The sequence below is a fragment of the Cutibacterium sp. LaCa_89 genome (assembly GCF_058177555.1).
On record NZ_CP190889.1, the window covers coordinates 2,313,712 to 2,333,030 of the forward strand.

18 protein-coding genes, 3 pseudogenes and 1 riboswitch are annotated in these 19,319 nt (G+C 62.3%); of the genes and pseudogenes, 12 read left to right on the forward strand and 9 right to left on the reverse strand.

The genetic code is table 11. The annotated features are described in order from the left end of the window. The first annotated feature begins 33 nt into the window (after positions 1 to 33). Positions 34 to 1,134, forward strand: coding sequence for an NADH:flavin oxidoreductase/NADH oxidase (locus tag ACP8LP_RS10660; protein WP_252906094.1), 1,101 nt, complete (start codon positions 34 to 36; stop codon positions 1,132 to 1,134). Positions 1,135 to 1,165: 31 nt separating this feature from the next. Here the strand turns inward: ACP8LP_RS10660 and ACP8LP_RS10665 are convergent, their stop codons facing one another. After that, entirely contained in the window at positions 1,166 to 1,789 is a 624-nt protein-coding gene (locus ACP8LP_RS10665) for a DUF1707 SHOCT-like domain-containing protein (RefSeq protein ID WP_016666285.1), read from the reverse strand. Between the two features lie 75 nt (positions 1,790 to 1,864). Beyond that, a riboswitch (cobalamin riboswitch) is annotated at positions 1,865 to 2,056 on the forward strand. 112 nt (positions 2,057 to 2,168) lie between these two features. On the opposite strand from ACP8LP_RS10665, the gene ACP8LP_RS10670 reads away from it, so the two are divergent. From ACP8LP_RS10670 to ACP8LP_RS10705, 8 genes and pseudogenes are all read left to right on the forward strand, one after another. Next, positions 2,169 to 4,733 (forward strand): ribonucleoside-diphosphate reductase subunit alpha, encoded by a 2,565-nt coding sequence (locus ACP8LP_RS10670; protein WP_252906095.1) that lies wholly within the window; start codon positions 2,169 to 2,171, stop codon positions 4,731 to 4,733. 36 nt (positions 4,734 to 4,769) lie between these two features. Then, complete coding sequence (locus ACP8LP_RS10675; protein ID WP_252908542.1) at positions 4,770 to 5,756, forward strand: ribonucleotide-diphosphate reductase subunit beta; 987 nt, start codon at positions 4,770 to 4,772, stop codon at positions 5,754 to 5,756. A gap of 279 nt (positions 5,757 to 6,035) precedes the next feature. Next, the gene (locus ACP8LP_RS10680; protein WP_487284147.1) at positions 6,036 to 6,404 is read left to right on the forward strand and encodes a PH domain-containing protein; all 369 of its coding nucleotides are present in this window, start codon (positions 6,036 to 6,038) and stop codon (positions 6,402 to 6,404) included. 185 nt (positions 6,405 to 6,589) lie between these two features. Further along, positions 6,590 to 7,189 (forward strand): annotated as a pseudogene (locus ACP8LP_RS10685) (PH domain-containing protein); the annotation flags it as partial. 162 nt (positions 7,190 to 7,351) lie between these two features. Further along, positions 7,352 to 7,528: pseudogene (locus ACP8LP_RS10690) on the forward strand (PH domain-containing protein); the annotation flags it as partial. A 39-nt stretch (positions 7,529 to 7,567) separates the two neighbouring features. Then, positions 7,568 to 7,936 (forward strand): annotated as a pseudogene (locus tag ACP8LP_RS10695) (PH domain-containing protein); the annotation flags it as partial. Continuing rightward, positions 7,933 to 8,808: a polyphosphate--glucose phosphotransferase gene (ppgK, locus tag ACP8LP_RS10700; protein WP_373430372.1), complete on the forward strand. Its 876-nt coding sequence runs from the start codon at positions 7,933 to 7,935 to the stop codon at positions 8,806 to 8,808. The pseudogene ACP8LP_RS10695 and the gene ppgK, both read left to right, overlap by 4 nt. A 195-nt stretch (positions 8,809 to 9,003) precedes the next feature. Then, positions 9,004 to 9,612, forward strand: coding sequence for an RDD family protein (locus ACP8LP_RS10705; RefSeq protein WP_016666291.1), 609 nt, complete (start codon positions 9,004 to 9,006; stop codon positions 9,610 to 9,612). Between the two features lie 84 nt (positions 9,613 to 9,696). On the opposite strand, the gene ykgO is transcribed toward ACP8LP_RS10705, so the two are convergent. Then, positions 9,697 to 9,819 carry a type B 50S ribosomal protein L36 gene (gene ykgO, locus ACP8LP_RS10710; RefSeq protein WP_063279813.1) on the reverse strand — a complete coding sequence of 41 codons (123 nt, stop codon included), beginning with the start codon at positions 9,817 to 9,819 and terminating at the stop codon, positions 9,697 to 9,699. A gap of 177 nt (positions 9,820 to 9,996) precedes the next feature. On the opposite strand from ykgO, the gene ACP8LP_RS10715 reads away from it, so the two are divergent. After that, positions 9,997 to 11,091, forward strand: coding sequence for a VanZ family protein (locus ACP8LP_RS10715; RefSeq protein ID WP_221267659.1), 1,095 nt, complete (start codon positions 9,997 to 9,999; stop codon positions 11,089 to 11,091). Between the two features lie 52 nt (positions 11,092 to 11,143). Here ACP8LP_RS10715 and arcC read toward each other — a convergent pair whose 3' ends face one another. The 7 genes from arcC to ACP8LP_RS10750 all read right to left on the reverse strand — a co-directional run bounded on the left by arcC (position 11,144) and on the right by ACP8LP_RS10750 (position 17,935). Further along, complete coding sequence (arcC, locus tag ACP8LP_RS10720) at positions 11,144 to 12,076, reverse strand: carbamate kinase (RefSeq protein ID WP_221267660.1); 933 nt, start codon at positions 12,074 to 12,076, stop codon at positions 11,144 to 11,146. A gap of 23 nt (positions 12,077 to 12,099) precedes the next feature. Next, on the reverse strand, positions 12,100 to 13,104 hold the full coding sequence (locus tag ACP8LP_RS10725; protein ID WP_117189735.1) for an ornithine carbamoyltransferase: 1,005 nt from the start codon (positions 13,102 to 13,104) through the stop codon (positions 12,100 to 12,102). Positions 13,105 to 13,529: 425 nt separating this feature from the next. Continuing rightward, the gene (locus ACP8LP_RS10730; RefSeq protein ID WP_484484203.1) at positions 13,530 to 13,775 is read right to left on the reverse strand and encodes a hypothetical protein; all 246 of its coding nucleotides are present in this window, start codon (positions 13,773 to 13,775) and stop codon (positions 13,530 to 13,532) included. 594 nt (positions 13,776 to 14,369) lie between these two features. Beyond that, positions 14,370 to 14,894, reverse strand: a complete 525-nt coding sequence (locus ACP8LP_RS10735) for a hypothetical protein (protein ID WP_484483153.1) — start codon at positions 14,892 to 14,894, stop codon at positions 14,370 to 14,372. 312 nt (positions 14,895 to 15,206) lie between these two features. Beyond that, complete coding sequence (locus ACP8LP_RS10740) at positions 15,207 to 15,737, reverse strand: hypothetical protein (RefSeq protein WP_260320451.1); 531 nt, start codon at positions 15,735 to 15,737, stop codon at positions 15,207 to 15,209. A gap of 478 nt (positions 15,738 to 16,215) precedes the next feature. Further along, complete coding sequence (locus tag ACP8LP_RS10745) at positions 16,216 to 16,620, reverse strand: hypothetical protein (RefSeq protein WP_260320452.1); 405 nt, start codon at positions 16,618 to 16,620, stop codon at positions 16,216 to 16,218. A 7-nt stretch (positions 16,621 to 16,627) separates the two neighbouring features. Next, positions 16,628 to 17,935 (reverse strand): ISL3 family transposase, encoded by a 1,308-nt coding sequence (locus ACP8LP_RS10750; RefSeq protein ID WP_004812041.1) that lies wholly within the window; start codon positions 17,933 to 17,935, stop codon positions 16,628 to 16,630. Between the two features lie 382 nt (positions 17,936 to 18,317). On the opposite strand from ACP8LP_RS10750, the gene ACP8LP_RS10755 reads away from it, so the two are divergent. Both ACP8LP_RS10755 and ACP8LP_RS10760 read left to right on the forward strand, forming a co-directional pair. Next, complete coding sequence (locus tag ACP8LP_RS10755) at positions 18,318 to 19,070, forward strand: hypothetical protein (protein WP_004809496.1); 753 nt, start codon at positions 18,318 to 18,320, stop codon at positions 19,068 to 19,070. A gap of 108 nt (positions 19,071 to 19,178) precedes the next feature. Continuing rightward, positions 19,179 to 19,319, forward strand: a complete 141-nt coding sequence (locus tag ACP8LP_RS10760) for a hypothetical protein (protein ID WP_260320453.1) — start codon at positions 19,179 to 19,181, stop codon at positions 19,317 to 19,319.

Here is a 19,319-nt window from a genome sequence, read left to right on the forward strand (position 1 = left end):
GATGAAGGTTGAAACGCGTGGTGTCATGGAGTCATGACGTCACCTCTGCTGTTCCAGCCCCTCACTCTCCGTGGCCTGACAGTTCGCAACCGCGCCTGGCTACCACCGATGTGCCAGTACGCGGTGGATTCTCACGACGGGATCCCGGGCACCTGGCATCTCATCCATTACGGGTCCTTTGCCGCTGGTGGCTTCGGCCTCATCGTCGCCGAGGCCACCGCGGTCAGCCCCGAAGGCCGCATCAGCCCTGCTGACACCGGGTTGTGGAATGACGACCAAGTGGCTGCCTGGCGCACCGTCACTGATGCCGTCCACGAGCTTGGTGGCAAGATCGCCGTGCAGCTCGGTCACGCCGGCCGGAAGGCCTCCACCGAGAAGTGGTGGCCGGGATTCCATGGCAGCGTGGTACCCCCTGAGCAGGGCGGCTGGATTCCCGTCGGTCCGACCACCGCCCCTGCTGACGGCAAGCAGTACGTCGGCCTGCCCGTCAACGCCCTTGACGAGAACGGCATCGAGAAGGTCGTCGACCACTTCCGCGCCGCCGCCGCGCGTGCTGTGGACGCTGGATTCGACGCCGTCGAACTTCACAGCGCCCACGGTTACCTGCTGCACCAGTTTTACTCGCCGCTGTCCAACACCCGCACCGACGGTTGGGGCGGTGACTTCGACGGACGTGTTCGCCTGCCGTTGGAGGTCGCGAAGGCTGTGCGTGGGGCCATTCCTGAAGACATGCCCTTGCTGGCGCGCCTGTCGGTCACTGACTGGCGGGACGACGGCTGGCAGGTGAAGGACTCCGTCGAACTGTCGCGGCGCTTCGCGAAAGCCGGGGTCGATCTGCTCGACGCCTCCTCAGGAGGCAATTCGTCGGCCCCCATCCCCGTCGCCCCGGCCTACCAGGCTGACCTGGCGGCTCGGGTGCGCGCCGAGGCGGATATTCCCACAGCCACCGTCGGCATGATCTGGACCCCACAGCTGGCCGAGGAGCTGCTGGAGAAGGGCAGCGCCGACGCCATCATGGTGGGACGGGCGGCTCTACGCGACACCAACTGGCCGTTGCGTGCCGCCCATGAGCTGGGTGTTCCCAACGAGGACGCCCCATGGCATCCGGCCAGGTTCCGTGGGGCGTGGCGCTGACACGACTGACGATCCCGTCGCCGGTCGACCGTCAGCGATTCCACTTCTTCCTGAGCCTTGCGTACTTCTTGGATCCAGGGCCGTGGATGTCAACATCGCTGAGGATGCTCGTCCCGCGCAAGGTGAGGACAGGGCCATCCAGCCCCGGCTGGGAGAGTCCGCGAACCGTGAGGTCTCCGAGCACTCGCGACATCGAGTCCTCGATGCGCACCCCGTCGGGCACCAGGAAAGTCGCGTCACACATAACGATCGTCAGGTCAATGGTGATGTGACGACTTGCCCACGGCATGGAGGTCAGGTCGAAGCACGGATCCCCCATGAACCCGGTGACGGTGGTGAGTTTGGCCATCGTCCGCCCCGAGGCCCAGACCGTGTCGCTCATGATGCAGGTCATGTGGTCAGCCTCCGGACCGGGGACGATCCGCACCACCTCGCCGTGGCCAGGACGAGCGGGGACGGCCACACTCCCGACCGTCGCGCCAAGGTCAGAGAGCAACCCGCCCAGATCGCCATAGGTACGGGCCTGCAGAGCAGCCTCCACCCTCTCCGCATGCTCGTCGCGAGTCAGCTTTCCCAACGTCCATGCCTCGTCGAGGATGTCCGATGCCCGGGCGCGCTCGGCGTCACCAATCCGCCAGTCATCGGGAATCGTCACGTCGCAAGTCTAGGACAGCCACACACACCCAAGGCTCTCCAGGCCTCGCGTTGACTCGCCTTGATCAGCGTTCATATAGTGGCGAGTGCACATGGTTCCCGTGTTCGCACGGGCCAAGAGGGAATCCGGTGAGAATCCGGAGCTGCCCCGCAGCGGTGTACGAGAACGACCGCCGTCATCATGCACTGTGCTTCGGCATGGGAAGCGACGGCCAGTAGGCAACAAGTGCTCGTGAGTCCGAAGACCTGCCAGGTGTGGTCCCGCAACCGCGGGGCCCGGTTCGCGATCTCGCGGGAAGTGTCGCAGCGTTCATGGGGACCAGTGTCCCCGCCGCATTCCGCCCGGTCGCGTGCCTACGGCATCGCACGGAGGAATTGCAATGAGCGCCGACCCCATCTCGACCATCCGCGTCCGCAAGCGCGACGGATCCCTGGCCCCCTACGACGGCAACGAAGTCGCTGCATCCATCATTGACTCAGCCCGTGGGCTCGACGACGCCGTTGCCCGGGCAACCCTGCTGCAGGCCGAGGTGGAGATCACCCTGTTCGACGGGATCACCACCGACGCCCTGGACGAGGCCGTCATCCAGGTGGCTCTGGGCAATGCCAAGGACGACCCCGCCTTCGACACCATTGCTAGCCGAATCGCCGTCAAGAAGCTGTACAAGGAGGTGTTCGGCGACACCCACGACGGTCTCGGTGACGCCGGCCCCGAGCGGGTGCGAGACCTCCATCATGCCTGCTTCCCGCGCACGATCGACAAACTCGTCGCCGACGGCCACCTCGACGAGCGACTGGGGCGGCTCTTCGACCTCGACGCCCTCGCCACGGCCCTTGATCCCATCCGTGACGACCTCATCGGCTTCACCGGCGTGCGCACCATGGTCAACCGTTACCTGTTGCGTACCCCCGACCAGCGAGCGTTGGAAGTACCGCAGTACTTCTGGATGCGCGTGGCGATGGGGCTCAGCCTCACCGAGGACGATCCCACCTCCTCTGCCCTCGCCCTCTACGACTCGATGAGTAACCTGCGTCATCTCGCGGCTGGATCCACCCTTGTCAACGCGGGCACCCCGGCTGGTCAGCTGTCCAACTGCTTCGTCATGCGCACCGAGGACGATTTGGAGCACATCGCCCGGACGATCCGTGACGTCATGTGGATCACCAAGGGCACCGGCGGCATCGGGCTGTCGATGTCCGACCTGCGCTGCGAGGGGTCACCTATTCGCTCCGACAACACTGCGTCGACCGGTCCGATCCCCTTCATGCACACCATCGACTCGACGCTGCGGGCCGTCTCCCGCGGAGGCAAAAAGCTCGGCGCACTGTGCTTCTACATGGAGAACTGGCACATGGACTTCCCGCAGTTCCTCGATCTGCGGCAGAACTCCGGTGACCCGTACCGGCGGACCCGCACCGCCGACACCGCGGTGTGGATCTCCGACGAGTTCATGAAACGCGTCGCCAAGGACGAGGACTGGTACCTCTTCGACCCCGCCGAGACCCCCGATCTCACCGAGCTCACCGGGTCGGCCTTCTCGAAGCGTTACGCCCACTACATCGCCGAGGCCGAGGCCGGCCACATCAAGCGTTTCCACCGCACCACGGCCCGCGAACAGTTCCGAGCCATCCTGGTGAGTCTGCAGACGACATCCCACCCGTGGTTGACGTGGAAGGACAGCGTCAATACCCGCGCGTTGAACAGCACCACCGGGACGATCCACTCCTCGAATCTGTGCACCGAGATCTGCCTGCCCCAGGACCGCGACCACACCTCGGTGTGCAACCTGGCTTCGGTCAACCTCGCCGGACACCTCGTCGGGCCGCGCGGGAAACGTCGCATCGACTGGAACCAACTGGCCGCCACCACTCGGCTGGCGGTGCGCCACCTCGACAACCTCGTCGACATCACCGCTTCGGCGGTGCCTCAGGCCGAGCGATCCAACGTGGAGAACCGGGCCATCGGCCTGGGCGTCATGGGGCTGACGGACATGCTCGAGCAGGTGCGGATTCCTTACGACTCCCCCGAGGCCTGCGAGATCGTCGACCGGGTCATTGAATTCATCAGCTGGCACGCCATCGACACCTCCGCTGATCTGGCCACCGAGCGTGGCTCGTACCCGATGTTCGCAGGATCCGGCTGGTCGGAGGGGATGGTCCCGGTCGACACCCTGGCTCTCCTGGAGCGCGACCGTGGCATTCCCGTTGACGTCGACCGAGTGACGAGGATGGACTGGGACGGGCTGCGTACCAAGGTGAGTCACGGGATGCGCAACGCCACTCTGATGGCCATCGCCCCGACCGCGTCGATCGGCCTGCTCGCTGGCACGACGCCGGGTCTGGACCCGCAGTTCTCCCAGATGTTCTCCCGAGCCACCTCGGCCGGGAAGTTCCTCGAGGTCAACCGCAACCTGGTGGCCGACCTCAAGGACCTCGGGCTGTGGGAGAAGGTGCGCGAGGAATTGCTGCGCCGTCAGGGGGATCCCAGCGAGATCAAGGCCATCCCGGCATCTCTGCGACGTCTGTACCGCACCTCCTTCACCCTGGATCCAATGGCCTACCTCAACGTGGCCGCCAGGGCGCAGAAGTGGGTGGACCAGGCCATCAGCCGCAACATCTACCTGGCCTCCCGGTCGGTCGGTGACATGGAGGACCTCTACACCGCAGCATGGCGGATGGGCGTCAAGACGACCTACTACCTCCACATGCTGCCCCGTCACACCGCCGAGCAGTCAACGGTGGCGGTCAACAAGGCTGCCGGACATCGCAACGGTCCTCGTCGTGGGTTCGCCACCGCAGCACGACGTGACACCAGCACCACGACCATCGAAAAGCCCCTGACCGAGGCACTCGACGCCGAACCCGTCATGGCCCTCGATCTCGTCGACGGCACCTCCTGCCCGGTGGACCCCCAGGAACGCCTGCAGTGCGAGTCCTGCCAGTGACCGACGACCGTTCCCCCCACTGAATGCGAGAACACCATGATCCTTGGATCCGGAATCCACGAAGGGCTGCTGCTCAAGCCCGTCATCTACCCGTGGGCCTACGACCTCTACAACCAGGCCGTGGCGAACACGTGGTTCCCCAACGAGATCCAGCTCGATGAGGACCTCGCCGACTTCAGCCGGATGACTCCTGATGAGCACCATGCCTTAACCCACCTCATGAGCTACTTCAACCCCAACGAGCTGCTGGTCAACAAGGCGTTGGCCTTCGGGGTCTACCCCTACGTCAATGCGGCCGAGTGCCACTTGTACCTGGCCAAGCAGATGTGGGAGGAGGCCAACCACTGCATGGCATTCGAGTATGTCCTTGAGACCTTCCCGATCGACCGTGAGGAGGCCTACCGCTCCCACGTCCACGTCCCGTCGATGGCCCGCAAGGAGTCCTTCGAGGTGGCCTTCATCAAGCGGATGACCGAGCAGACCCTCGACATCACCACCATCGAGGGAAAGCAGGACTTCGTGCGCAACCTGGTGGCTTACAACATCATCCTTGAGGGCATCTGGTTCTACTCGGGATTCATGGTCGCGCTGTCCTTCCGGCAGCGAAACCTGCTGCGCAATTTCGGCTCCCTCATCGACTGGGTGGTCCGCGACGAGTCCCTCCACCTGAAATTCGGCATGAATCTCATCCTGACGGTGTTGGAGGAGAACCCGGAGGTCGCCACCGAGGAGTTCGCGACCGAGATCCACGACATGATCGTCGAGGGGGTGTCCATGGAGGAGCAGTACAACCGCGACATGCTCCCCCGCGGCATCCTCGGAATGAATGCTGATTACGTCAATGACTACGTCAAGTACCTGGCAGATCGTCGTCTGGAGGAGCTCGGGTTCGAGCCGGAGTACCGCGTCGCCAACCCGGCGAAATGGATGGCCACGGCCAATGACACCCTCCAGCTGGTCAATTTCTTCGAGGCCACCAACACCTCCTACGAGGTCAATGCCCACGCCAACGGTGGTCGGTGAGATCGGGAGCGGACCCCGATCTTCGACGAGTCCTCGTTCGTGGGGTATTCGTCACCCCGATGGTGAGCGTGCATGAAGTCGCCATGGCATGCACGCGGACGATGTCAGCCCCAAAATATGCTTTGGGGCTGACATCATCCCTTGTTAGGGTCCTATGACGTGGACGAACTCTTCAGCCCTCCCGGAGGCGAATGGCATCCGGTCTCCCCGAAATTCGTGACCGTCAAGAGGCTCATGGTCTGTCTGACCTGGGGCATCCTGACGGTCGCCCTCGCCGTCGTGCTGGGGATCTTCGTCACCTGGTGGGCCGGTGTCATCGCGGCGGTCGTCGGCCTGGCCTTCACCGGATGGCGATTCTCGCGGATGCCAGCCGTCGTCGCAGCCATGGGCTGGTGCGAACGCGGAAGCGACCTGTGCATCCGTTCCGGGCCGTGGTTCCGTCACATGGTCATCGTTCCCTACGGCAGAATGCAGGCCGTTGAAATCAAGGCTGGCCCCGTCGACCGCCACTGGGGCGTGGCCTCGGTGGAACTGGTCACCGCTGCCATGGCGACCAACGCCTCCATTGACGGCCTGCCTGCCGAGGAGGCCAAAGCCCTGCGTGAACGGATCACGGAAATGGCTGAGGAGAAGGACGCGGCCCTGTGACCCCGGAGGAGCAGCCCCGCGAGGAGGGCCGAACCGACATCGTCATTCCCTCCGCCCCGGTGGCCGGGCAACCTGCCTCCGCGGAGGCCGTGGAGAGGCGCCCCCACTGGGCGACCCCGCTGGTGCGCGGCTGGATGGTCATTGCTGCCGCGGCCTTCATCCTGCTCAAGCAGTTGCTGGACTTGATGTCATTGTCCCTCCGCGACCTCGGAATCGGCGGCAGCATCGTCGTCATCGTGGCCATCCTGCAGATCGTTGTCGGCGCCTTCGTGTGGGCGACCACGAGATTCCATATCGACGAGGACGAGGTGCGCATCGAGCACCGCTTCATCACCCACGAATCCGACCGGCTGGCCTTGTCCAAGATTCAGGGAATCGACGTCGTCCAGCCCTTCGCCGCCCGGATTGTCGGTCTGGCAAGCCTCAACATTGACGTCGGGGCGTCCAGCTCCAAGAAGATCGAGTTTCTGAAGCGTCACGAGGCCTACGAACTGCGCGACCTGCTCATTTCTCGGGCCCATCATGACGCTGCCCAGTCCCATGCTGGCAGAGCGGGCGACGGCGTCGGCTCTCAGTGGTGGGATCGACGCCGCGATGAGCACGAGATCGTCAGTGTCACGGCCAAGCGAGCCCTCGTCGCCGGGTTCCTGTCGATGACCTTCCTCATCCAGCTGCTGGCCCTGATCGTGTCGATCGTCATCAGCGTCGCCAACGACCAGCCGCTTGGTGTTGCCGCCATCCTCGCCCTCTTGCTGACGATGATCGGTGTGGTGTGGAAACAGCTCGACGCCGCGTGGAAATTCTCCCTGCTGAGGTCAGGAGGTGCCCTCAAGGCGGTTCACGGTCTCACCAGCCTGACGACGCGCACCGTCCCCGTCCGTAGGGTGCAGGCGGTGGAGGTGTCTACTCCGCTGCTGTGGCGTCCACTCGGAGTCTCTCGTATCACAATGACGGTGCTCGGCGGTGCCGGGCTGTCGGATGTCGAACAGTCAACAGTTCTGCTGCCCATTGGTGACGACGAGCAGGTCCGCGCCGCCCTCGACGCGTTATGGCCCGGATTCCGACTGGACTCGGTGCATCTCAACGGAATCCCGAAACGTGCCCGGTGGTTCCGCTGGTTCGACCAGACGGTCATCGCATGGGGGTTTGACGACGAGGTCGTCGTGACCCGAAAGGGGCTGTTCAACCGCACCCTGAGCATCGTCCCGCATGCCCGATCGCAGTCAGTACGGCTGGCACAGGGGCCGCTGCAGCGTCGACTGGGCCTCGCTGACGTCTACGTGCACACCTCGTCGGGTCCGGTGACGGTGTCGTGTTCCCACCTCGACGCCTCTGATGCCCGGACCTTCGTCATGGGGCAGATGGACCGCACCCGTGCCGCACGCGCTCGAGAGCTGTCCCCGACGGAGCACCCGGCGACCGCACCCGCTGTCTCCTCCGACGAACCCATCGGTGCAAGGTCGCCCGACATCCCGGCTCGACCCCACGGCGTCAGAACGGACTCCACCGCCAATACCGCTCACGGTCAATAGCCATCTGCCCTCTGCGCCACCACTCCTCCCACTGGCAACCACTACGCTTGTCAACCATGAGCAACGTGCTGGGAATTGACGTCGGCGGCTCCGGGATCAAGGGAGCCCCGGTTGACCTCGACATCGGAGACTTTGCCGAACCGCGACTTCGCATCCCCACCCCTGGGAAGTCGTCCCCGAAGAACGTCGTCGCCGTGCTGCGCGAGATCGTCGACAACTTCGCCCCCACCATTGGCGACGGACCGGTTGGCATCTCCTTCCCCGCCCCGGCACGCCACGGCGTCATCCCCTTCATCGCCAACCTCGACCAGGGGTGGGCCGGCCTGCATGCCGAGGACTACATCAGTGATGCCCTCGGCCGCCCCGTGACCGTCCTCAACGACGCAGACGCCGCTGGCCTGGGTGAGGTCCACTACGGTGCAGCCAAGGGTGTCCCGGGCGTCGTCATCCTCACCACCCTGGGCACTGGCATCGGGTCTGCTGTCATCAACAATGGCATCCTGCTGCCGAACACCGAGCTCGGCCATCTTGAGATCGACGGCCATGACGCCGAGAAGCGCGCCGCCTCCTCGGTCAAGGACCGCAAGAAGATATCCTACAAGGATTGGGCGACCAAGCGCCTGCAGCGTTACTACGAGGTCGTCGAGATGTTGTTTTCTCCCGACCTCTTCGTCGTCGGCGGCGGTGTCTCCAAGGACCACGAAAAGTTCTTCAAGTACCTCAACCTAGAGACCCCGATCGTCCCGGCCCAGCTGTTCAACCGAGCCGGTATCATCGGCGCGGCCTGGCAGGCTCAGTGGCGCTTGGAGCACCCCGACGTCACCGAAGAGGCTGTCGTCGAGGCCACCAAGAAGGCTGGAGACGACGACTGACGTCTCAGTAATCCTGAAACACAGCCACGATCGCCCCTCCGGAAAGGACGGGCGATCGTACTGTCTCCTGCTACCGTTACGGTCAAACCCGTGTACCACTCGCTTTTGGTACCACAGCACGATGCCTGATGACCCGCTCCACTGGCACGGTGGATTCCATCCCGATCATCGCCCCATGACGAGGAAGGACATCTCATGGCCAGCCAACAGCTCATCCTTGGCCTCATTGCCATCGCCATTCTCGTAATCCTCCTCATCCCCACCCTCGTCATCAAAACTCGCAAGGAGCGCAAGCTTCCGGGTGAGCCCAAGCCGACAACAAGAGGGCGGCGATTCTGCGCCCTGCTCATCGATGTCATTTGCGTGAGCGCCCTCAACGGGATCGGATGGGGCCTCTTCGTGGCCGGCACCGCGCTGTACGAGCTCAGCGATATCGCTCACAAGCCGGCCATCGAGTCGGCCACCAAACCGATCGGCACCGCACTCCTCCTGGCCATCAGTATCGGTTACGTCATCATCTCAGTGGCAGGACGCCTCGGTTCCTCCCCAGGAACCAACGCCATGCGTCTCGCGTGGGTTGACGCGGATGGGCACCCGTCTGGACGAGTTCACACCTCCGTCATCGGTGCGGCCTTCATCCTCTCGGTTCTCGGCAAGACATGGGTTGGCATGTTCGCGTCGATCGGCATCATCATCCTGTTCCTTGAGGCCGTCTCGGTGCTGTGGGACGAGCGGGGCATCATAGCCAAGGTCATGCATCTTCATCTCGTCGACACGAAGGCCACCACGACACGCGCGCAATAATGTCGTGACACAGTGATCACCCGCCTCAGATTGAGACGGGCGATCACTCATTTCCGGCCGTCGCCCGAGGCAGCTGGCACCGTTTCAGCCCTGACGAGCCTTCATCCGCGGGTTCTTCTTGTTGATGACATAAACGCGGCCACGGCGGCGCACCACCTGGGAGCCGGGCTGATTCTTGAGGGCTCGCAAGGAGTTCCTGACCTTCATAATCTTCCTGTTCGTCATACTCGAGTATTTCTGATACTGGTTCCCATTATCATATCAGCCTCGTCAACTCGGGCCCTAGGCCATAACCCATGTCGAACTCGGTTTTCGTCCCGCAGGAGGATGCGCGACGACACCTCGACCTGCAATGTTGACCATCGCTCATCATCGGAAGGCCCCATGCTCGAAAAATCACTCATCTCGGTGCTCATTGGCGTAGGCATCAGCGTCGTCGCGTTCGTCCCCGTGCTCATCCACCAGTTCAGGCGATTCGGCGCACCCTCTCTCGGACGGATGGTGCTGATCTTCACCAACTTCGTGTATGTCAGCGCGCTCATCGCCTTCGCGATCTTCCCAGTGCCGCCACTGTCCGACGAATACTGCGCATCCCATCCGCGTCACTTCATCCTCGATCCCACCGAGTACTTCCGTGACATGGCCCACCACTTCGCCGGTGCACCCGTCATGGAGGTGCTCACCAGCTCCTCGATGATGCAAATGGTGCTCAACGTCGCCCTCTTCCTTCCACTGGGCTTCTACGCAGTCCGACTGCTCCGGATGCGCCCCTGGAGCGCGGTGCTGTTCGGCTTCGGAACCTCCCTAGCCATCGAGCTCACCCAGTACACCGGAAACTGGTTCCTATCCAACTGCCAATACCGCGTCGCTGACATCAACGACCTCATCACCAACACCCTTGGCGGCATCTTCGGCGTCCTCACCACGACTTTTGCCCCACACTTCTCGCAAACCCCCGAGAAGATGGAGAAGCAAGCCGACAAGTCGCGCGCAGTCACCAAAGGACGGCGGTTCCTCGCCCTCCTCATTGACGTCTGGTGGGTCGTCCTCATCGACATCGCAGCGATGGGCATCACAGCCGCGATCGGCATGGTCCTGCTCTACAACAACCCCGAGAACAAGACTGCCGCCGAAGACGCCATGGAAACCTACGGGACACCGCTTCTCGTGGCTCTCAACCTCGTCTACGTCATCATTGCCATGGCTGGACGCCTCGGCGTCTCTCCCGGGATGGGGACGGCCCACCTGGCCTGGACCACACCCCGTGGACTACCCGCAGGCCGACGTCACAGCCTCGTCATCGGTGTGGCCTTCATGTGCTCCCAGCTCGCCAACACCAGATTCAGCATCCTGGCGACTATCGGAACAACCGTCCTGGTCGTCGAGGCCATCTCGGTGTTGTTTACTGCGCGTGGCCTGATCGGAAAGATCATGAGACTCAACCTCGTCGACGCCCGAACCATCGAGGAACGTCCATAATTGTCACGAGTGCCGCAGACATCCACGTCTGCGGCACTCGTGCGTGAACTGATCAGTGAAGCTCGACGTCTCCGGGTGAGTCAGAGACGATCGCCGTCCCACAGGTGCCGTCAACAAGCCCGCGAATGTCCTCAAGGGAGCCAATGACGGCACGCTTTCCGGTAGCCAGGGCGAAATTGCAGGCTGCCCGTACCTTCGGCCCCATCGACCCCGCCGCAAACCTCGCATTCAGGGCTTCCTCAGCGCGCATCTCCTTGATGAACGCCTGATCGGGGGTGCCCCAGTTCTCGTAGACGCCGTCAACGTCGGTGGCAATGACGAGCAGATCAGCCTCAGCTCGTACCGCCAACTCAGCCGAAGCCAAGTCTTTGTCGATGACAGCCTCAACGCCGTGAAGGTTGCCCTGTTCATCGAACACGCAGGGAATGCCACCGCCACCAGCACACACGACAAGGACACCGGAGTCGACCAGTTGACGGATGGCTTTCTGCTCGACGATGTTGCGCGGCTGCGGGGATGCCACCACTCGGCGGTAGTACTCACCGTCGGCAGCGATGGACCACCCCTTCTCGGCTGCCAACTTTTCGGCAGTCTCCTTGTCGTAGACCGGACCGATCGGTTTGGTGGGGTTGTCGAAGGCTGGATCATCGGCGTCGACGACCGTCATCGTGATCATGGTGACGATCTGTTGCTCCTTGGGCATGACATTGCCGAGCTCCTGCTCGATCATGTAACCGATCATGGCCTGGGACTCTGCGCCCAGCACGTCCAACGGATAGATGCCGACTTCCTGGTAGGCCGTCGACTGCAAGGCCAGCAGCCCCACCTGGGGGCCGTTGCCGTGAGCCACGACGACCTCATGGTCGACGGCGACCTCCTTGATCCGCTCAGCCGCAATCCTCACATTGGCGCGCTGATTCTCTGCCGTCATGGGTTGACCACGTCGCAGCAGAGCATTGCCGCCCAATGCAACCAAGATTCTCATGGGTTCTTCCTCCCGTCCCACCGTCAAGCCAGGGAGGCGACCATGACCGCTTTGATGGTGTGCATGCGGTTCTCCGCCTGGTCAAAGGCGATGCACGCCGGGGACTCGAAGACCGACTCGGTGACCTCGATGCCATTGGCCAGCTGCGGGTAGGTCTCAGCGATCTCGGCACCCACCGTCGTCTCACTGTTGTGGAATGCCGGCAGACAGTGCATGACCTTGACGCGTGGGTTGTTGGCAGCCGCGACGAGGTCATCGTTGATCTGGAACGGCATGAGGGTGTCAACCCTCTCCCCCCAACTCTCCACCGGCTCGCCCATCGACACCCACACATCGGTGTGAATAAAGTCCACGTCACGGACGGCTTCCTCAGCAGATGCCGTGACGAGCACCTTGCCACCGGACTCCTCAGCCCACTCCTGGCACTGCTCGACGAGTTCCGAGTCAGGCTGCAGACCCTCCGGGGCTCCGATCCTGACGTCCATGCCGAGCTTGGCGCCCAGCAACAAAAGGGAACGGCCCATGTTGTTGCGGCCGTCACCGACGTAGGCGAACTTGATCTGATGGAAGGGCTTGTGAGCGTGCTCCAGCATGGTCAGGGCGTCGGCGAGCATCTGAGTGGGGTGGAACTCGTCGGTCAGGCCGTTGAAGACGGGGACGCCAGCGTACTCGGCCAACTCCTCCACGACGGATTGGTGGAATCCGCGGTACTCGATGCCGTCATACATGCGTCCCAGCACTCGGGCAGTGTCCTTCATGGACTCCTTGTGACCGATGTGGGATCCGCTCGGGCCGAGGTACGTCACATGCGCACCCTGATCATGGGCCGCCACCTCGAACGCACACCGAGTCCGCGTCGACGCCTTCTCGAAGATCAAAGCGATGTTCTTCCCCTCGAGCATGGGCTGCTCGGTCCCGGAGTATTTGGCCTCTTTGAGCTGCGCAGCGAGTCGGACAAGGAATTCGATCTCTTCGGTGCTGTGATGTGCTAGCGACAACAAATGACGACTCTTCAAATTGAATGCCACGACAATCCATCCTTTCCCAAACTTGTCTGAGCGGTAATTCGTCCAGACGCTGACATTGTGTTGATGCTCAGTCTAAGCCTCAATCCGATCGCGCCACGGGCAGGAGTACAAAACTCCCCAACAGTCATTATTGAGTCCGTTCCTGGGTGGGATCGAACGGCGGGACGAATGAACCACCTCCACACGCATTGGACTGCCCCGGGTTTTGATCAACTCGGTCCCGGCCAGCCAACCCACAACCGGTCCGGCGCCACCGAGACACACGGGCGGCCAATCTCTGTCATAGTTCGGGCAGGTCTCGTAATATAATCCGCACCGCCCGGGCCCTCAGCTCAGCGGGATAGCGCTCGTTCGTATTGCCTGCCATGACTCCAACCTTCCGAAAGCTCAGAATCTCCGGACATCCCGGGGCGATTCATAGACCGTTAGTCATTGTCGGGACGAGCGAAGAACACTCCCTCCGCTGTGGTACGTATGACCCGCGCCGCCCGCACAAAATCCGGATACGAATCATATGCGCCCCGCCGCGCATAGTTCACCGCCGATAAAAGAGAGCCGTCGTCAAGCATCGGCCCCAATTCCGCCCTCCCGCAGTTGACATACTCAGGCGAAAAAATACGACAGGCCATCTCCGCCATCGCCATGGCCACACCCTCATCATCCTCATCCACATTGGCCGGTGATCTCCTCCCCCCTGCCGCGAAGCGAAACAAATTCTCCTGCTTGTCATAATCACTCGCGCTGACGTCTACGCTGAGAGGACCCTGCGGGGCCCAGATAGAGGCCAAGCCCCCGTCGACCACGAGATTTCGGACCAACTCGTGATCGGTCACCACTGGGGTGGCCAACGCCGCCCGTTTCGAGTCTGCGGTAAATCGCCATTCACTCAACTCAGGATAAAGACCACCCACCTGGCTACACCAGGCAACCACACGCGCAGCAACCTCCTCCATCTCCCACGAAGACGGCCGCCAACCACACCTCAATGACCACATCACACATCATCTCCTGTTCACAACAACGAAACTACCGAAGAAAAGGCACATGACTGATCTTAATCTTCGCAGAAATGATCTCACGCGCCGCCCGAGCAGCCCTTTCCACGGTAAATATCCACCCGGGATAACGACTTCTCACGGTCGAATCATGAGGAACTATTCACAGCCGAGCAGCGAGCAGGGACGGTCACCGCGCCGAAATGATGATTGTCGCAATGGCCTCTGTGGGCTCAAGACAGGTCGAGGCCCTCGACCTGTGAGCGCCGGCTAGTCGTGGTCGGGGCGAGCGAAGAACACTCCCTCCGCTGTGGTACGTATGACCCGCGCCGCCCGCACAAAATCCGGATACGAATCATATGCGCCCCGCCGCGCATAGTTCACCGCCGATAAAAGAGAGCCGTCGTCAAGCATCGGCCCCAATTCCGCCCTCCCGCAGTTGACATACTCAGGCGAAAAAATACGACAGGCCATCTCCGCCATCGCCATGGCCACACCCTCATCATCCTCGTCCATGGCACCCGGTAAGCTCCCCATTGCCACAAAGCGAAACAAGTTCTCCTGCTTGTCATAATCATCCGCGTCGAGGCTCACGCGGAGATCACCCTGCGGGGCCCAGATAGAGGCGATACCCGCCTTAGCCACGACACGTCGGACCAACTCATGCTCGGTCACCACTGGGGTGGCCAACGCCGCCCGCTTCGAACCTGCGGTAAATCGCCATTCACTCAACTCAGGATAAAGACCACCCACCTGGCTACACCAGGCAACCACACGCGCAGCAACATCCTCCATCTCCCACGAAGACGGCCGCCAACCACACCTCAATGACCACATCACACATCATCTCCTGCTCACAACAACGAAACTACCGAATACAAGGCACATGACTGATCTTAATCTCCTCAGGACCCAGCCGACGCACCTCTGAAACAGCCCTGTCTTCGGTAAATATCCACCCGGGATAACGACTTCTCACGGTCGAATCATGAGGAACTTCTCGCAGCCGAGCAGCGAGCAGGGACGGTCACCGCGCCGAAACGATGATTGTCGCAGTGGCCTCTGTGGGCTCAAGACAGGTCGAGGCCCTCGCTCCGCGAGTACTTGTTAGTCGTGGTCGGGGCGAGCGAAGAACACTCCCTCTTCTGTCGTGCGTATGACCCGCGCCGCCCGCACAAAATCCGGATACGAATCATAGGCGTCCCGCCGCGCATAGTTCACCGCTTTCACAAGAGATCCGTCGTCAAGCATCGGCCCCAATCCCACCTGTTTCCCGCAGTTGACATACTCAGGCGAAAAAATACGACAGGCCATCTCCGCCATCGCCATGGCCACATCCTCATCATCCTCATCCACGTTCGCCGGTGATCTCCTCCCCCCTGCCGCGAAGCGAAACAAATTCTCCTGCTTGTCATAATCACTCGCGCTGACGTTCACGCGAAGAGGACCCTGCGGGGCCCAGATAGAGGCGATACCCCCCTTAGCCACGAGATTTCGGACCAACTCGTGCTCGGTCACCACTGGTGTGGCCAACGCCGCCCGCTTCGAACCTGCAGTAAATCGCCATTCGCTCAACTCGGGATAAAGACCACCCACCTGGCTACACCAGGCAACCACACGCGCAGCAACATCCTCCATCTCCCACGAAGACGGCCGCCAACCACACCTCAATGACCACATCACACATCATCTCCTGTTCACAACAACGAAACTACCGAAGAAAAGGCACATGACTGATCTTAATCTTCGCAGGAATGATCTCACGCGCCTCCCGAGCAGCCCCTTCTTCAGCAAATATCCAATGAATGGGCGTTGACCCCGCCGCCTCTAGCTGGCGGTCAGCAGCATCCCTGAGCGGGCCACGAGCCGTACTCCACTCCGCGGTTAGTAATTTCTCACATCCGAGCCCCTTGGCATCAAGGAGTTCTCCATTCTGGAAACCGTCAAACTCGACACCATTGACATAGTAGCCTTCAGGCCGACCCGTGATCTGCAACTCATAAGCTCGAGAATGGGCCTCAACATGGGTCTTGATATTGCCATCACGCCCCGTTCACACTCGCTCACGGACAGCTCCACACCGGGAGGCTTCACAGTTCTCCTGCAGGAATCAGGCCTACAGATTCTCCTGCGTCTCTTCATCGAGGTAGACCGCCATCGCGGCCAGCCACGACGGGATGTCGTCGAAGGTGTCTACCAGCGAGCCTGCGTACCAGAACACGCGGCCTGGCCGCCCACGATCCGTCTCGAGGAAGAACTGATCCACGTCAGAGCGACTAGCTGCAGCCAGAAAACAGTCAGCCAGCGACGGGGTATCCGTCACGAGCTGATCGGCCGCCTCGGCAATCATGCTTGGGCGAGAACTTAATTCAGGCCGCCCGAAAAGTACGCAGTCTTGATAAAAGGAAGGCCATCCATCAGCAAGCCGAAGAACCTCTAAATAGGCATCCGGCACCTCTGGGTGATGACGACGGACATCCCAACACTCCGACTCACTCAAAGCCAGGCCGAGGACCTTCATGGGCTCTTCAGGATCCAGGGTGTAGTCGGGGTCTGAATCCTCCGGTCTCCAGGAGGGATCTGGTGATGTAGTGGGTGAGGTTCCGGAAGCCCAGGGCGATGCCGCGGAGGTGTTCGAGTCTGCCGTTGATGGCCTCACTAGGGCCGTTCGAGGTCCCCGGGTGGTCGAAGTAGGTCAGGATGTCGGCGGCCCGTTTCTTCAAGGTGTGGCCCAGGGTGGCCACTTCGGGCAGTGCGGCGGGGACTTTGGTGGCGATCGCGTCGATCAGATGAGCCATGATCGCCCGACCCTCGGCACGGTTTTCGGCGCGGTAGGCGGCCACGACCTCCTGGTAGACGGCCCAGGTCACCTGGACCGGGGCGTGGGCGTCATCGGCGAGCACAGCGTCGAGGCGGGCGGCCTGCCGGTCGGTGAGCAGGTCCCGGCCCGTGTGCAGGGTCAGCCTGACCCCGAACAGGGGGTCGCCCCTGCGGCCCCGATGGCCCGTGGTGTCCTGCTGGACGCGTTGGCGGGTGACATCGAGCTGGTCGCCGGCGAGCTGGACGACGTGGAAGGGGTCCATCACCTCGACCGCGGCTGGCAGTTCCTCGGCGGCTGCGGTCTTGAAGCCGGTGAACCCGTCCATGGCCACCACCTCGATGCGGTCGCGCCAGGCCTGGTCGCGGCCGGCCAGCCAGGTTTTGAAGACCTTCTTGGAGCGGCCCGCCACCATGTCGAGCAGCCGGGAGGCCCCGGTGCCGTCGCGTAGCGGTGTCAGGTCGATGATCACGGTGACGTACTTGTCGCCGTCTCTGGTGTGGCGCCACACGTGCTCGTCGACCCCGATGACCTCCACGCCGTCGAAGCGGTGCGGGTCGTCGATGAGCCGACGGGTGCCCTCGGCCAGCACCGCATCATTGGCGGTGGTCCAGTCCACGCCCAGGGATGCGGCGATCCTCGAGACCGGCAGATGATCGAGTACCAGGCCCTCCAGTGCCCAGGCCAGCCCACCCCGCGACAGTTTCGCCCTCGCCTGGGCGGCAGCACTGGTGTCCTGGCGCCATACCCGCCCGCAGCCGGTGCACCGGTACCGGCGCACCCGCACAGCCAGGATCGTGGGCCGGTGCCCGAAAGGAGTATGGGCCAGGCGCCTGACCACCGTGTCACGAGGGATCCCCTGGCATCCGCACCGGTGGCACCACTCGTCGGTCTCGACGACCCGGCAGGCCAGGACCGCCTCCTCGGCACTGATCAGCTGACCGGTGACCTCCAGACCGAGTTCATCGAGACGGGCAAATGTGGTCAGGTCAGGAGCGCCGAAGGTAGCGTGGTTCATGGAGGACCTTGCGATTCACGAGGACAGATCTAGACACTCCGATCCTCGCGCAGGGTCCTCCCTCCACGCACCCCAGCCCCACAGGGCAACTACAGCAGACTCTCACACAGTCCAGCCACAACTACACCCTCAATCCTGAAGAGCCCCTTCATGCTCCCACATGGGCCGAAGATCAGACGCCGTCCACCGCTCGTTGGCGGCACACAACTGCGCCCATGCCTCACTGAGGTCCATCGAGACTACTCCCATCAAACTCAAATCCAGTCGGCTTGAATCCGGAGCTAAGCGGATTCTATTCCATACAATGAAGGACGGATACCCAAAGGATGCAGGTGCCTACCCAACCTACGCGCAGCCTGGGTGCTAGGAGGTAGTTGTGAGGATGTTGTTCAATCCATCCCAGGCGGATCCGCCAAGTCAGGTGGAGGTGCAGGTTCCGGGCGGTGTGGTCCCTCAGGGGGACATGGATCGGGTGATGGCTTTTAGCGAGGGCTTGGTCGAGGGGTGGTCGCTGGGTGGCCGCAAGATTGCCGACTGGTATCCGGGCTTTCCTCGTGGCGAGCGAGTGCGCTATGTCGGTTGCCATTTTGACGGGCTGGCCGTTGAAAGCTGGATGTGTCAGGACGTTGAGTTTGTCGATTGTGAGTTCACAAATCTGCGGGTGAAGAAGTGGGTTTTTGAGCGGGCCGCGATGCGGGGCTGCCGGGTCCAGGGAACGGCGAAGGATGTGCTGTGGTGGGGCGAGAGTTCTGCTGTCGGCGGTGGTGCGGGGGTGATCGACGGTAATGATCTCACCGAGTTGAAGTTCTCGGGGCCGTGCTCGCAGCGGGCTGGGCTGGCTGTGGTCGGTAATCGCTTCGCCCATTCGGCCTTTGTGACCGATGATCGGGCCGCTATCGTGAAGGCTGCCGAGAAGCTACTTGCTGTCGCTGATGGGTTGGCTGAGGGCGACGCTGCGCGGTGTGAGCAGGCGTTGCGGTTTGCGCGTGAGGATCTTGCGACTGGTCAGTCGGAGTGGTTCTTCCCTGAACAGTCCGGGCGTCAGGCTGGGTGGTCCCGGCAGATGGTCGAACTCTTGCGGCGCGCCGCCGAGAGTCGGCAGTCCCCGGCTTCGCGGGCGGCCGCACGTCGCTAGTCTGCGCCATGAGCGGCAAATGGTGTTCTTCGATCCTGGTTCCGAGGGTGTCAGGAAGTTTGTGTGTGAGGCTCTGATCTAGAAGGAGTTTCACCGATAATGACTACGGTGTCACCGAAGAAAAACCATGACCCGGCGAGGGTCAACGAGATCAGCGAGAAGCTGATGGATAATCCTGAGCTCGCCAGCTTGATCAGCGAGCTGTCGACCTCCGCTGATGATGCCAGCGAGCTGGTCAAAGGGCCTTGA

What these genes read in the sequence shown, in the direction of transcription:
- ACP8LP_RS10750 (WP_004812041.1), bottom strand. Translation starts at nt 17,935, where the DNA reads ATGAACCACGCTACCTTCGGCGCTCCTGACCTGACCACATTTGCCCGT.
- ykgO (WP_063279813.1), bottom strand. Translation starts at nt 9,819, where the DNA reads ATGAAGGTCAGGAACTCCTTGCGAGCCCTCAAGAATCAGCCCGGCTCC.
- arcC (WP_221267660.1), bottom strand. Translation starts at nt 12,076, where the DNA reads ATGAGAATCTTGGTTGCATTGGGCGGCAATGCTCTGCTGCGACGTGGT.
- ACP8LP_RS10735 (WP_484483153.1), bottom strand. Translation starts at nt 14,894, where the DNA reads ATGGAGGATGTTGCTGCGCGTGTGGTTGCCTGGTGTAGCCAGGTGGGT.
- ACP8LP_RS10670 (WP_252906095.1), top strand. Translation starts at nt 2,169, where the DNA reads ATGAGCGCCGACCCCATCTCGACCATCCGCGTCCGCAAGCGCGACGGA.
- ACP8LP_RS10745 (WP_260320452.1), bottom strand. Translation starts at nt 16,620, where the DNA reads ATGAAGGTCCTCGGCCTGGCTTTGAGTGAGTCGGAGTGTTGGGATGTC.
- ACP8LP_RS10740 (WP_260320451.1), bottom strand. Translation starts at nt 15,737, where the DNA reads ATGGAGGATGTTGCTGCGCGTGTGGTTGCCTGGTGTAGCCAGGTGGGT.
- ACP8LP_RS10755 (WP_004809496.1), top strand. Translation starts at nt 18,318, where the DNA reads ATGTTGTTCAATCCATCCCAGGCGGATCCGCCAAGTCAGGTGGAGGTG.
- ACP8LP_RS10675 (WP_252908542.1), top strand. Translation starts at nt 4,770, where the DNA reads ATGATCCTTGGATCCGGAATCCACGAAGGGCTGCTGCTCAAGCCCGTC.
- ACP8LP_RS10660 (WP_252906094.1), top strand. Translation starts at nt 34, where the DNA reads ATGACGTCACCTCTGCTGTTCCAGCCCCTCACTCTCCGTGGCCTGACA.
- ACP8LP_RS10705 (WP_016666291.1), top strand. Translation starts at nt 9,004, where the DNA reads ATGGCCAGCCAACAGCTCATCCTTGGCCTCATTGCCATCGCCATTCTC.
- ACP8LP_RS10715 (WP_221267659.1), top strand. Translation starts at nt 9,997, where the DNA reads ATGCTCGAAAAATCACTCATCTCGGTGCTCATTGGCGTAGGCATCAGC.